The following is a 13,145-nucleotide window of genomic DNA, read 5'->3' as shown; positions in this document are numbered from 1 at the left end:
ATTCTCGAGCCAAAAAGAGAGCCGGCGATCACGCCGGCCCGCATTCACCGCAGCCAGACGGCGATCTGCCTGCCGACCCGATTCAGCGGCTCCCTGCTGCGATGCGCCCTGGCCAGCAGCAGCGCACCCTCGATCAGGGCGAGAATCGCGGTTGCCAGGTCATCAGCACCGGGCTGCCCGGCCAGCCGCGCACGCAGGGTCTCTTCCCACGAGGAGTAGACCGCCGAGCACGCCTGCTGCATAGAGTCATTGGCGGCGGCCGTCTCGAGCGCCACGGTGGCGACCGGACACCCCTTCCGCCACTCCGACGTTTCCAGCCTGTCCCCCAGTTGCTGTAATACCAGGTCGACGAATTCGGCCACCGGCAACTCGGAATCGGCAAGCGCCCCAAGGGAATCGCCGATCACCCCGCCGGCCCGCCGCACGGACTCCCCCACCAGCTGGTCCTTACCGCCGGGGAAGTGGAAGTACAGCGAACCGCGCGGCGCACCACTGAGCGCGATCACCTGGTTGAGCCCCGCGCCGAAGTACCCTCCGGCCTCGACCAGCTCCTGCGTAGCGTCCAGCAGCCGGTCTCGCGTCTCGGCGCCCTTCTGTCCCATGCAGAAAAACTAGACCGGTCTACATATTTCTGTCAACCCCGGCCCGCTCGGCGAGCGGATAATCGCTTGGCCGACCGCCGCGGCGCCGTCTACAGTCGGCAGTGCGCAAGGAGCGCAAGCTGAAACCGAAGTTCCCTGTGACGGGCACAGCGGCCCAGTGGAGGTTCGAGTCCTCCTCCCGCCATCCACGGCGGGATAGCCCAATTGGCAGAGGCACCGCGCCCTCAAACTCACACTCTCGCTCCAGTTTCAGCATTCGCCGCCGAACGCCGAATCGAGGGAACGGATTGTCAGCGTGAAGGTTGCGGGTTCAACTCCCGCCGGCTCAGCCACCAATGGGCCGTAGCTCAATCGCAGAGCGTCACGTTAACTTCAGACTCAACCCGTTCTTAAACGTGTCGGCGTGCCGCAAATGGGCGGACACCGAAACCCCGGGGCAGGCTAGGCCCCGGGGTTTCCCATCCCGCTACCCCTCGTAGAGGTGTATTCGCGTGGAACCGCCGCGGTTGTACGGTCAGTGGACGCGAAAGGAAGCCCATGACCACCACCCCGCCCCGGCCCCCGCAGCTCGACTCCCCTGTCCTGCCCAAGATCTTCAAGCGTGTCGGCCGGGCCCAGGTCTGGATCTACCGGCGCACCGGCGGCCGCATCGGCGGAAAGTGGCGCATCGGAGCCGGTTTCCGCAAACCGGTGCCGACCCTGCTGCTCGAACACCGCGGGCGCAAGACGGGCGCCGTCTACACCGTCCCGTTGCTCTACATCACCGACGGGCCCGACACCATCGTGGTGGCCTCGCAGGGCGGGCTCCCCAAACACCCGCAGTGGTACCGCAATCTGTGCGCCGATCCGGACACCCACATCCAGATCCGCGCCGACCGGTTCCCGGTGCACGCCGTCACCGCCGATCCGCAACAGCGCGCCCGGCTGTGGCCCCGGCTCGTCGAGGCGTACGCCGATTTCGACACCTATCAGGCCTGGACCGAACGGGAGATTCCGGTCGTTATTCTCCGGCCGGCCGGCTAGTCGCCGCGCCGCCTCAGACGGCCAGCCCGACCGTCGCGACGATGTGGCCCGGATAGAGCTCGGTGTTCAGCACGCCGACCTGCACCCGGAAGCTCCGCACCGCGCCCGTGCTCCGATCGCGCAGCCGCATGGTGTGCACGGGCGGCGCGAATCCTACGTCGCCCGCGGCCCAGAATCGCCGGAAATCCGGAAAGGCGCCGAGCTCCCGCATAATCCCGGCGAATCCGCCGGGATCCGCGGCCGACCCCACGGTCCCCCGCAGCCAGCCGACCGACTGCCGGACATCGGATTCCCAATCGACCATCACCTCCCGGGCCATGGGATCGGCGAACATCCACCGGTAGAGATTCCCGACCTCGCGCAATCCGGGAAACGCCTGCGCCCAATCTTCGTTCCCGGCCAGCACATTCCCGCGGGTGTCGTACAGCGCGGCCAGGTTCGGCCGATGCATCGCGAGCACGCGCAGGGCGTCGGCGTCGATCGACTTCCGCAACTCCGCGACCGTCGGATGACCGCCGATCTCCAGTCCCGCCAGATCGTGGAGATAGCGAAGCTCCGTGGCCGACAATGGATTCCACGACTCCAGGCACCGCACCAGCGCGTCCACCACCGCCCGGGTCGGCTTGGCTTTCCCACCCTTCTCCAGCTGCGTGATATAGCTCGCGCTCACTCCGGCCGCGAATGCCAGGCGTTCCCGGGAAACGCCCCGATCGTCGCGCAACCGGCGCAGCAGTTCACCGAACGAGGGAAGCGCGAGCGCCTGCCTCTCGTCGATACTTCCTACACGGCCCGTCATAGCCGCCCGGCTTCCTTCCCGCCCCCGCCGTATCGTCGGACAACACTCCGAGATTGCGGCCGGGGCAACGCCCAGCACGGAATGCTGCCACAATTTCCACCGCCGTGTCCCGCAACAACACCGGCAATCCGCTGAGGGCAAGGCCCGAATCGGCAAAACCATGGCATTTCGAGATCGACGTGTCACACCGGCAGGTTTCGATATCAGTGCTGCCGGTCTCCACAATTCCAGGAATTGCCGTCATCGAACTTGATACGGCGCAATCGAATTCGAGCGCAACAACGCCGAACCGGGGTTCCCCGAAGGTAAGTCCGAGATATCCGATCCGTCCGGTTACCGGCGTTTCCCGCGCGATCAGCGGCTGGACCAACGAGTTCCTTTGGTATGTTGCACCGAGCACGACCCTGCGGTGGAAAAGTCGTCCGAACGATTCGAACAAAGGGTGTGGGCCTTGTCCTTTCGAGCACTGCGAACATTCCGGGTGGCCGGCGGCGCCCTCGCGGCCGTCGTGGCGGCCGCGACCGGAATCCTGACGGTCACCGGCGCGCCCAGCGGGCAGGCCGCGCCCGCCGACTGCCCGAGCCTCTCCGTCATAGCCGTCCCCGGCACCTGGGAGACCTCCATCGAGGATCCGAAGCAGGGCATGCTCTCGCAGGTCACCCGCGGGCTGCCCAGCACCGTGCACTCCGACTACGTCAGTTATCCCGCCACCGCCTTCCCCTGGGACGGCGAGGTCTACGGCAGCTCCAAACGGGACGCCGTGAATGCCGCACGGGCGCTGGTCGCCGGGACCGCGGCACGCTGCGCCGCAACGCGTTTCGCGCTCATCGGCTACAGCCAGGGCGCCGACGCCGCGGGCGACCTGGCCGCGGAGATCGGCACCGGACTGGGAGTGGTCCCGCCCGATCGGGTGGCCGCGGTCGGGCTGATCTCCGACCCGCGCCGCTCCCCCACCGATGCGCTGATCGGCCCGCAGGTCCCCGGCACCGGCGCGGGCGGAGCGCGCGCCGGCGGCTTCGGCTGGCTCAGCCCGAAGGTCCGCACCTTCTGCGCCGCGGGCGATCTCTACTGCTCGGTCCCCAACGACGATCTGGCCGGGCGCTCGGCCGGCCTGCTCACCCAGCTGACATCGCAGGATCCGGTCCAGATCCCGAGTTACGCGATGACCCTGCAATCCATTCTGAACGAGGCCCTCTGGCAGGGCGGCGCCGCCATCCTGTCCGCCCCGGCCGACGACCCCGCGAGCGAGCAATGGCTCCGCCAGGTCCAGGATTTCCTGGCCTCCGGCGTCCACCAGTCCTACCCGCACTACGTCGTCGACACCGACGGCACCACGGCCACCGCCTGGCTCCACAACTGGCTCGCCGACACCGCCGACCAGAAGCCCTGACGACACGAAACCCACACGGGCCGCGTCACCCCGACCTACCGGGTGACGCGGCCCGTGTCGTCACACCCCCATCGGGTTCGTCTGGCGGGGGCCTACACAAATTTCCGGAACGAGTTCATTTCAAAACAGCCCGACCGGTCCTCGCCTCGGGGTACCTTCCTGCCCGTGTCCGTCAGCGGACCGGAAGGAATTGAAAGACAGTGTTCATTGGTCAAATCGGGTCGACCGCGATCCTTGCGGCCGACTCGGCCGACTCCTCCGGCGTCTCCGCCGGCACCCTGCTGATCCCGGCGGCCGGCGTGGTCCTGCTGGTGGTGGGCCTCGTCCTGCGCAATCGGTCGAAGCGGCCCGCGGCCGACGCGGCCGCCTCGGCCGGGCTACCCAAACACACCGGCACCGTCGTCGCCGTCGCGGGCGTGCTGATCCTGGCGCTCGGCATCCTCGCCACCGTCACCAAGGGCGCCGGCACGACCGCCACCCACGATCCCGAACTCGCCGTGGGCAACTGCGTGACCGCCAGCGACTACCGCGGCGCCCAGATCGGCAAGATCCACGCCACCCCGTGTGACGATCACACCGCCGTCTACGAGCTGGCCGCCTCGGTCACCAACGGCGCCACCTGCCCGGACGGCAAACTCCGGGACGCGGGCTACTTCGTGCTGACCGACGGCAACCACTCGCTGTGCTTCGCCCCCAATGTCAAGGTGGGCGACTGCTATTCGATGCAGGCCGACGTCAACCAGATCACCCCGGTCGACTGCGCCAGCAAGGCCGGGCCCGGCGTCACGGTCCAGATCGGCGGCCGCTTCGACGGCACCACCGACCCCAACCAGTGCGCCATCCCCGCCGGGGCGACCGTCACGCCGCAACCCGCTCGCGTGGTGTGCTGGCAGCCGGTCAAATCGAGCTAGACCCGTAAAGTGAACGGGGCCGGGCAGTGTGACTGCCCGGCCCCGTTCACATCGTCAACCGGGAATTACACCGCCGCGGCCACAACGGGCACACCCTCGGTGAGGTCCTGCTCGCCCAGCCGCGGGTACGTCGGGTACTCGATGCCCGAGATGTACTGCACCGTCCGCACGACCTGGCACGAATAGCCGAATTCGTTGTCGTACCAGAGGTAGAGGATCGCGGTGTCACCATCCACGATGGCGGCATTGGCATCCACGATCGACGCCGCCCGCGACCCGATGAAGTCACTCGACACCACATCGGTGGCCGCGGTGAAATCGAGATTGCGGCTCAGCGGACCCGACAGCGACACCTGCCGCAGGTACTCGAGCACCTCGGTCTTCGTGGTCTCCCGCTTCAGCTGCAGGTTCAGGATCGCGACCGAAACATCCGGCGTGGGAACGCGAATCGAGCTGCCGGTGATCTTGGCCTGGAAGTCGGGCATGGCCTTCTTCACCGCCGACTGCGCGCCGGTCTCGGTCAGCACCAGGTTGAACGGCGCGGACCGGCCACGGCGATCCGACTTGTGGAAGTTGTCCAGCAGGTTCTGGTCATTGGTGAACGAGTGCACCGTCTCCACGTGCCCGCGCACGATGCCGAACTCGTCGTCCATCGCCTTCAGCGGCGGCACGATCGCGTTCGTGGTGCAGGAGGCACAGGAGAAGATCTGCTGCGACACGTCCTGGTCGCGGTGGTTGACGCCGTGCACGATGTTCGGCACGTCGCCCTTGCCGGGCGCGGTCAGCACGACCTTCGCGATACCGGGACGCAGGTGCTGCTCGAGGCCCGCGCGGTCGCGCCACTTGCCGGTGTTGTCGATCAGGATCGCGTCGTTGATCCCGTACTCGGTGTAGTCGATCTGCGCCGGGGAGTCGCTGTAGATGAACCGGATCACGTTGCCGTTGGCGATGATCGTGTTGTTCTCGGCATCGACCTTGATGGTGCCGTTGAACTGCCCGTGCACCGAGTCCCGGCGCAGCAGCGACGCGCGCTTGACCAGGTCTTCCTCGCCACCCTTACGCACTACCACGGCCCGCAGGTTCAGCCCGTTTCCGGAGCCGGCCTTCTCGATGAGCAACCGGGCCACCAGGCGGCCGATCCGGCCGAAGCCGTACAGCACCACGTCCCGCGGCCCCGGCGCCTCGGCCTTGTTCCCGTCGAGCACCTCCGCCAGCACCGTCGCGGTGAACTCGGGAATCGACAGCCCGCGGTCGTCGCCGCGGTAGGCGTGGACCAGGCGGCCGAGGTCGATCTTGCTCGGTCCCAGATCCAGCTCGCTGAGCACCTCGAGGAAGGGCAGCGTCTCGTCGATCGACAGTTCCTCGCCCTCGATCTGCCGCGCGAACCGGTGCGTCCGCAGGATGCTGATCACCGATTTGTTCACCAGCGACCGACTGTGCAGGAGGATCGTCACCCCCTTGTCGCGATACAGCCTGCCGATAATCGGAATCATCGCCTCCGCGGCAGCCTCGTGAGCGTTCCAGCGGTCAAGATGGTCGGTAGTCAACACAAATCCTCGGGGTTGCCTCGATGCGTACGTGCACCGATGCTAGCCAGCCCCGCGGTATCACAAACCGCGGCTACCCGCATGTGAGATCCAGGTCGCGCCGGGAGCCCGCGAGGTCAGTCCCACCAGAACCACCACAGTGGCGCGGCCGCGTGCGGCTTCAGTTCGTCCAGCGTCCCCACGCCCTGATGCACCTGATCCGAGCAGTACAGGAACCCCCGAGCGAAACGGCAAGCGCCTCTTCATCATTCTGCGGCTACACCAATCGAATTCAGCACCCCCGGATCCAATCGGCCCGGACCGACAATCCACTGCGGCCGGGTTCCGAACGGGAGGCGGTCGCCACGACGACGACCGCCCGCTGCCCGATTCGCCGTTGCGCTGGGCGCCTCAGCGCTGTGCGGAGAGGCTGCTGAGCACCCCGCCCGCGTAGCCGCCGCCGAAGGCGCTGCCGAGCGCCGCCGCCGCACTACCGACATCGACCGACCCGGCGCCGACGGCATTGCCCAGATCGGCTGCCGAGCCCGGCGTGATGTCGACATCCGTCAGCGGAAGCCCGTCCGCCGCGGCCGTCCCGATGCCCGCTCCGAACAGAGCGCAGGCCACCGCACTCACAAGAATGGTTCGTTTCATGAAGCTGTTCCTCTTATCCACGTCGCGAAGCAGGTGCAGTCTTCCCCTGCTCCGCGCGCCAGAGCATATGAAATATTGGCAATTCAGATGAGCGTTTTGGACCGTTTGGTATGCCGACCTCGCCCGACGCTCGATCGGCCCGCGTGGATAACACTGATTTGCGAATAGATCGCCGAGGCGCGTGCCCTGCGATTCCGAGCCGTGAAGACCGTGGTTCCGGCGGCACGCCCCTGACGCGGAGTCGTTGCCCTCGACGAATACCCATAGCCGCCAGCGCATTTTGGGAAGCCGGTCACATTCGTGTTGTGCCCTGCCAGCTGCCGACGATGGGGGTGTGACAGCGGACGATTGGAAAGGCGGATAGACATGGCAGGTCGGCATCGTGCGGTGAGCAAGCCCAGCAGAGTGCTGCGCGGACTTCCGGTAGCCGTGGTCGTCCCCGCCGCGGTCGGCGTCGCCGGGATCGGGACGGCCGCGGCCGAGCCCGCCGCCCCTCGGGTCATCGAGCCCACCGCGATGGTGAACACCGCCGCGGACGTGGCAACCGACAGCCCGGCCGCCGAGCCGATCGCGCTCGCCGCGGCCACCCAGCCGTCCGCGCCGGTGGCCTTCGTCCCCGACGCCGCCACCTCCGCCCCGGTCGTCGATGCCCTCGAACCCGTTGCACCCCAGCCCATTCCGTCCGCCGCCCCGATCGCCACGGCGGCTCCGATCGCGAGCCCCATCGAGAACGGCACCTACATCGGCCAGACAGCGGGCCAGATCCTCGGTGGCATCTCCGGCGCGATCCTCGGCGGCACCGCGGGCAGCGCCCTCGCCACCGCCCTCACCGCCGGCGTGGCCCTGCCCATCGGCGCGATCGGCGGCGGCATCATCGGCGGCGTGGCGGGCACCTACATCGGCTACTACGCAGGCTCTTTCATCGGATCCTGGGTGGCCGAGCAGGCCCCGCAACTGATCCCGAACGTCCTCCCCTGACCCGGTCCGCCATCCCTGCGGCACCGGCCCCGACCACCGGATAGTCCGCCTCCACCACTGTCACCGCTCCATCGCATGAGCGTGGAGCGCACGGGACTGATCGTCTGGGACGTCCGAATGCATACGGCGAGGCGCTCGATCCCGCCCGCGTGGTGGACATCGGCGACGCCCCGAGCACTCACCGGACGCGATAGTCGATGCGCTGGAACCGAATACCATCGCCGCCGCGGTGGAAGAACTGTTCGAGGGTTGAGCGCCGCGATCCTTTCGCCTGCTCAGCCGCGATCCGCGCGGTCGGGTTCGGGTGGCCCGAGCAGGTCCCATCGGTTTCCGGAGATGTCGAGGAAGACGGCAACCTGACCGTAGGGTTCGGTGCGCGGCTCGGTCACGAACTTCACACCGGCACCGACCATCCGGCGATACGTCCCCGCGAAGTCGACGACCCGGAGAAAGAACCCGACTCGCCCAGCGACCTGATCTCCGACAGCGCCGCGCTGCCTGTCCCCGTCCGCTTGCGCAAGCAGGATTCCGGTAGTCGCGGCGGGTGGGCGAACAACGACCCACCGTTTGGGACGTCCATCATTGGTGAGCGACGGGGAGTCCTCGATCAGATCGAAACCAAGTGTCTCGACGAAGAACTCGATGGCGGAGTCGTACTCCTCGACGATGATCGTGATCAGTTCCAGATGCACTCCGTGAGCCTAGGGCGTCCCCAGGCGGGCGTTCGGGTGAAATGCGTCAGCGGAAGTACTCGGACGGCGTGTCGGCTACGAGATGTGCCGGACGATTCCATCGGCTGCGGACTGTTCGATGGCGGCGAGGAGCCGGTGGTGGCGCAGGGCTGACTCGAAGCTGGGATGTGGTTGGCGGGCTTCGGCTATGGCTCGGGCGACTTCCTGGTAGAGGGCTGCGATGTTGGCCGGTGGGCCGGACCGGACGCTGGCGGGGACAGTGCGATAGGTGTCGGGCACGGGCAACACTTCGTCGTCGATCCGGATGTTCCAGTCGCCCCAGTGGATGAATGTCCCGGGCTGGGCTGGGGTGGCGGTCAACGTGCCGTCGCTGCCGACGAGCCCGAGGTGGAAGCCTTCTCGGGCGGGCCCATTCCCGCCGTGCACGGCGACGGAGGCGGTGGCGCCGCCGGCCAGCAGTCCGTGTAGCAGGACGTGGCTGGGCGTGGCGTTGGGTACGGTTCGATCCGTCCCCGCGATGAGAACGCGGTCGTGCGTGCGAGGGAGTCGAGCCGTGACCTCGGTCAGCGGGCCCGCGACCCGTTCGAGTGCGGCCAGGAAATGACCGGCCATGATGGTCAGGATGTTGGTTCCCGTCGAAGGATCCAGGCCGAACACCAGATTCGGCCATATTCGACTGCCGCCGAAGGGAGCCCCTTCCGCCAGCAGCGCGACCGATTCGAGTGTGCCGATCCGGCCGTCTGCCAACAGGTCTGCGGCGAAGCGGGCGCTCGGGGAATGGTGGCCCTGCAGGACAACCGCGTGAACGACGCCGGCTGTCGTGGCGGCCTCGGTCAACTCGCGCGCTTCGTCGGCGTCGACGCCCAATGGCCACTCGGACACAACGTGTTTGCCCGCGTCGAGTGCCGCCCTGATCACGGCGGCATGGCCGGAGGCCTTCACCGAGACGACGACCAGGTCGACCTCGGGGTGCGCGGCGAGTTCACGTGCGTCGGCGAAGGCGAGCCGTGCGCCGTGGGCGGCAGCCGCCCGGTCCGCGCTGGCCTGGTTGGTGGTCGCGACCGCGGTCACGTCGAACTCCTCGAGCGCTGCGAGCGCGGGTAGGTGTGAGCTGTCCGCCCACCCGCCGGCCCCGACAACTCCGACTCGGATCATGTCCCACTCCTTAGTTATGTACCTTTCGGTAAGAAACTAAGTGGCACGGCGCGCACGCGCAAGCGGTAATGTACCGATAGGTAAAAAACACGGGAGAGAGCACGGAGGACGGCATGCCCGGCGGACGCCCACGCGCATTCGACGCAGACACCGCACTCGACCGCGCGCTGGAAGTGTTCTGGCGGAACGGTTACGAGGGCACCTCGCTGGCCGACCTGACCGCCGCGATGGGCATCAACAAGCCCAGCCTCTATGCCACCTTCGGCAACAAGGAAGAACTGTTCGGCAAGGTTCTCGCCCGCTACCTCGACGGCCCCGGCGCCTACGCCGCCGACGCGCTGGACGCGCCCACCGGCCGCGAGGTGATCGAGCGGCTGATCCACGGGGCCGTCGACCTGACCGCAGGCGAGAACACGCCCCATGGTTGCCTGTGCGTCAAGACCGTTCAAGCCTCAGGACCCGACGCACACGCCGTACGCCAGGAGGCCACCACCGTACGAAAAGCCGCCGAGGCCGCGCTGCGCAGGCGGCTCGAGCAGGCCACCGACCTGCCGTCGAGCCATGAACCGGCCACCCTGGCCGCACTCGTCCACACGATCTCCGACGGCATCGCCGTCCAGGCCGCGGCGGGGCGCGGCCACGACGAGCTGCGACAGATCGGCGACTCGGCATTGCGCGCACTGCTGGACGAAGCCACCTAGACCGCCAAAAGTTCGGCGCTCCACAATGATTCAGCGAAGCAACCTGCGATGTGTTGTCGAGCTCGACTGGATCCGGCTTTGCCGAGGGAATCGCACACGCTGAAGGCTAGGCGCCGGCCCGAGAGCCCGGCACGCGCGTGATAGCCGAGCGTTGCGAAACGCAACTAGTGGCCTAGGAGCTGCCGGCGTTGAGCAGCCGATCCAACTGGCTGCAGCCCGCGGGCGGGGGTACCGGTTTGGCCGGTGTGGATCCGGCAGGGGCGGGCTGGATGTCCAGCGTGAGCGTCTGCGTGGTCTTGCCGTCATTGGCTGTGATGACGTGGCGGCCGGCCGTCGACGGGATCCAGTTCACACTCGCGACCGGGGCGAGCGGGATCTCCGGATTGCCGTACGCGCGACTGCCCCCGATGCACTGGCTGTTGTCGTAGAAGCTCACGAAATTCGTCACGGTGGAATTGATGATCGTTACGCTGATGCCGTAATTGGTTCCGACGTAATAGGTTTGATCAGCGGAATCGATATGGAAACCGATCATATCGGCGGATGCGGCGGGCGCGCCGGTCGTGATGACGGCCACCGTCGCGGCCAGCCCGGTTATGCCCCAGCCGATTCGGCGGCCGAGATGGGTATGCGTGGTCATCGTTCTGCTGGTTCGGGTCCCGAGGTCCGGGGTCGCCGAACGCTACCGTTCGGAATGAGTGAAACGTGACGATTTCAGTATTTGGGTGTGCCCCGACTTTCAGGGGGTCGACCGCCACGGGGCCAGGAGGAGTTCGCAGGCGCGCTGGACGTCGGCAAGGGCCTCGTCGGTGGCGAGGCGGCCGGCGATGGTCCAGGTGAGGATGCCGTAGACGCACTGCTCGAGCAGACGGGCCAAACGGTGGTCTTCATCGGTGGGAACGCTGATGCCCGCGGCGGCCACGATACGTTCGGGCATCACATGATCCGTGACGAGCGCTGCCGCGGCGCTCGCCCAGGCGGGAGATGCGGTGATCGGCGCAGGGCGTAGAGAAGTGCAAATGGTTGCCGGACCTTTGTTTGCGTGCGTTGTCCATGTGATCACCGCGATCGCGGTGACCTAGCAGCTCCAGCTACAGCCCATGCGGGTCAGAAGGGCGGATCGTCATCGAGCGCGGTAGCCCCGAGGGTGAGCGAGGAGATGACGGTGGCTGTGCGCCGGGCGCGGATGCGAGCTCGCGCTTTCCGTCGCTGGGTAGGTGTGCAATAGACGTGCACCAGTTCGGTCATCGCGTTGGCCACCGGGCCCGGATCGATCAACGGCTGTACGGGTTCGGCGTCGGGGACGCCGGCGGTGCTGAGCGGTGGCACCGGCAGGCGCGGGAAGAGGAAGTTCGCACCCTCGGGCGTGGTGGTCACCGATCCGCCTGTGGGCGTGCGCCATTCGACAGTCCGGTCGGGGTGATGGACGACCTGCCAGCCATTGACCCCATTGTCGGCCAGGGTCTTGAGCCGATGGTGGCGGCGGCACCGGCAACCCAGATTGGCTTCGACTGTGCGGCCGCCGTTTTCGGGGTTCGCGTGGTCGAATCGGTCTTGGTGGTCGAGATCGGTGGCGGCGGCGGGCACGGCGCAACCGGGCGCGCGGCAGCCACCGTCCAGGGCCCGCACTCGGGCGGCGATACGCGCACCAGGGCGGTACCGCAGTTCGCTATCGGCGCTGGGGTTTTCGACGATTGTGGCCGGGTCGACGGGAGCGTCAGCACCTGTGACGGCGCTGGTGTCCGCACCGGAGCCTGTGCCGGTGGCGGAGTTTGCGCCAGTGGCGGCGTTATCCGTGTCGGTGATGATGGTGAAGCGGGCGTGGCGGGCGATCTGGCGTGCCAGGTCCGCGTCGATAGCCCCGAACCCGGCCAACAGTGCCGGGTTGTCGCGAAGACCGGCCAGGGTTTCAGCCGAAACACCCACCTGCACCAACGCTTTACGTGCCAAGCGCAGTGGGTCGGCGGTCGCCGCGCGGGGGCAGTCGGAGTGCCCGCACCGACAGGTGAGTTGGCCGCTGCCGTCGGCCAAGGCCACCAAGGCATCGGCTCGGCGCTGGCTGGTGGTGCGCGGATCACGGCCGCAGCACTGGGTGACGGCCATCTCTCGCAATCGCTCGTAGAGGGCTTGCCCTCCGGCGGCGGGCAGCACCGCCTCCACCTGTGCGGTGCCGTCGTCGGCGGCGGTGACCTTCACGTATCGGTCGGCTTCGGCGGCCTTGCGGCGGGCGGCTTGCCCGGCCGGGTCGGCCTCGAGCAGCCAGCGACGCAGGGTGCGCCGCACCCGCTGCGGCTCAGCGGTTTCCGCGTACGCCGCAATACGTGGCTCCAACGCCGCGACCAGATCGTCGGAGGCGTTGGTGAGAACGTCACCGATCGCGCGCACCCGCGCCAGGTCCAGGCGCCCGGCTTCGAAACCGGCCCGGGTCACCGGATACCGGTGTGCCAACCCCAGCCCCACTCCGATCAACCCGTCGGCCGAGCGCTGTGACACCCGCAGGGCGATCCCGATCTCGGTGGCCGCATCTTCCCCCGCGTACCGGGCTCCAACCCCGAGCGCGAGCTGCTGCGCGCGGCGCAACTGATACAGCCGTGTCATCAGGCCGATCTCCTCGGCTTGGGCTGTGGCAATCATCGAGTGCACGACCTGAAGCCGCTCCACCACCTCGGCGGCAGCAAGCATGTCATCAGCAGACTCGACCATGTAATCGATCATAG

General features: G+C 67.6%; 14 protein-coding genes. 5 read left to right on the top strand and 9 right to left on the bottom strand.

Annotation, left to right across the window (positions count from 1 at the left end):
• Positions 1–44: 44 nt before the first annotated feature.
• Positions 45–602 carry a TetR/AcrR family transcriptional regulator gene (locus tag ACFXIV_RS34045; protein ID WP_379399884.1) on the bottom strand — a complete coding sequence of 186 codons (558 nt, stop codon included), beginning with the start codon at positions 600–602 and terminating at the stop codon, positions 45–47.
• Positions 603–1,139: 537 nt separating this feature from the next.
• On the opposite strand from ACFXIV_RS34045, the gene ACFXIV_RS34040 reads away from it, so the two are divergent.
• Positions 1,140–1,625, top strand: a complete 486-nt coding sequence (locus ACFXIV_RS34040) for a nitroreductase family deazaflavin-dependent oxidoreductase (protein ID WP_379399886.1) — start codon at positions 1,140–1,142, stop codon at positions 1,623–1,625.
• Positions 1,626–1,638: 13 nt separating this feature from the next.
• Here the strand turns inward: ACFXIV_RS34040 and ACFXIV_RS34035 are convergent, their stop codons facing one another.
• Entirely contained in the window at positions 1,639–2,421 is a 783-nt protein-coding gene (locus tag ACFXIV_RS34035; protein WP_379399887.1) for a helix-turn-helix domain-containing protein, read from the bottom strand.
• A gap of 451 nt (positions 2,422–2,872) precedes the next feature.
• Between ACFXIV_RS34035 and ACFXIV_RS34030 the strand changes: the two genes are divergently transcribed.
• Complete coding sequence (locus ACFXIV_RS34030; protein ID WP_379399888.1) at positions 2,873–3,811, top strand: cutinase family protein; 939 nt, start codon at positions 2,873–2,875, stop codon at positions 3,809–3,811.
• A 200-nt stretch (positions 3,812–4,011) separates the two neighbouring features.
• Entirely contained in the window at positions 4,012–4,722 is a 711-nt protein-coding gene (locus tag ACFXIV_RS34025) for a hypothetical protein (protein ID WP_379399889.1), read from the top strand.
• A gap of 65 nt (positions 4,723–4,787) precedes the next feature.
• Here ACFXIV_RS34025 and ACFXIV_RS34020 read toward each other — a convergent pair whose 3' ends face one another.
• Both ACFXIV_RS34020 and ACFXIV_RS34015 read right to left on the bottom strand, forming a co-directional pair.
• Positions 4,788–6,269, bottom strand: a complete 1,482-nt coding sequence (locus ACFXIV_RS34020; RefSeq protein ID WP_379399890.1) for a glyceraldehyde-3-phosphate dehydrogenase — start codon at positions 6,267–6,269, stop codon at positions 4,788–4,790.
• A 390-nt stretch (positions 6,270–6,659) separates the two neighbouring features.
• On the bottom strand, positions 6,660–6,902 hold the full coding sequence (locus ACFXIV_RS34015; protein ID WP_379399891.1) for a hypothetical protein: 243 nt from the start codon (positions 6,900–6,902) through the stop codon (positions 6,660–6,662).
• A 366-nt stretch (positions 6,903–7,268) separates the two neighbouring features.
• Between ACFXIV_RS34015 and ACFXIV_RS34010 the strand changes: the two genes are divergently transcribed.
• Positions 7,269–7,880, top strand: a complete 612-nt coding sequence (locus ACFXIV_RS34010) for a hypothetical protein (protein WP_379399892.1) — start codon at positions 7,269–7,271, stop codon at positions 7,878–7,880.
• A gap of 275 nt (positions 7,881–8,155) precedes the next feature.
• Here the strand turns inward: ACFXIV_RS34010 and ACFXIV_RS34005 are convergent, their stop codons facing one another.
• Positions 8,156–8,572, bottom strand: coding sequence for a VOC family protein (locus tag ACFXIV_RS34005; RefSeq protein WP_379399893.1), 417 nt, complete (start codon positions 8,570–8,572; stop codon positions 8,156–8,158).
• Between the two features lie 75 nt (positions 8,573–8,647).
• Positions 8,648–9,727 carry a Gfo/Idh/MocA family protein gene (locus ACFXIV_RS34000; RefSeq protein WP_379399894.1) on the bottom strand — a complete coding sequence of 360 codons (1,080 nt, stop codon included), beginning with the start codon at positions 9,725–9,727 and terminating at the stop codon, positions 8,648–8,650.
• Between the two features lie 113 nt (positions 9,728–9,840).
• Between ACFXIV_RS34000 and ACFXIV_RS33995 the strand changes: the two genes are divergently transcribed.
• On the top strand, positions 9,841–10,428 hold the full coding sequence (locus tag ACFXIV_RS33995) for a TetR/AcrR family transcriptional regulator (RefSeq protein ID WP_379399895.1): 588 nt from the start codon (positions 9,841–9,843) through the stop codon (positions 10,426–10,428).
• A 172-nt stretch (positions 10,429–10,600) separates the two neighbouring features.
• Here ACFXIV_RS33995 and ACFXIV_RS33990 read toward each other — a convergent pair whose 3' ends face one another.
• The 3 genes from ACFXIV_RS33990 to ACFXIV_RS33980 form a co-directional block, all read right to left on the bottom strand.
• Positions 10,601–11,068, bottom strand: coding sequence for a hypothetical protein (locus ACFXIV_RS33990; RefSeq protein WP_379399896.1), 468 nt, complete (start codon positions 11,066–11,068; stop codon positions 10,601–10,603).
• A gap of 99 nt (positions 11,069–11,167) precedes the next feature.
• Complete coding sequence (locus tag ACFXIV_RS33985; RefSeq protein WP_379399897.1) at positions 11,168–11,491, bottom strand: hypothetical protein; 324 nt, start codon at positions 11,489–11,491, stop codon at positions 11,168–11,170.
• A gap of 44 nt (positions 11,492–11,535) precedes the next feature.
• Positions 11,536–13,131, bottom strand: a complete 1,596-nt coding sequence (locus ACFXIV_RS33980; protein ID WP_379399898.1) for a DUF222 domain-containing protein — start codon at positions 13,129–13,131, stop codon at positions 11,536–11,538.
• Between the last annotated feature and the right edge of the window lie 14 nt (positions 13,132–13,145).

The organism is Nocardia sp. NPDC059236 (genome assembly GCF_042754085.1).
Classification (GTDB): Bacteria; Actinomycetota; Actinomycetes; order Mycobacteriales; family Mycobacteriaceae; genus Nocardia.
This window is presented reverse-complemented; position numbering and strand designations above follow the sequence as displayed.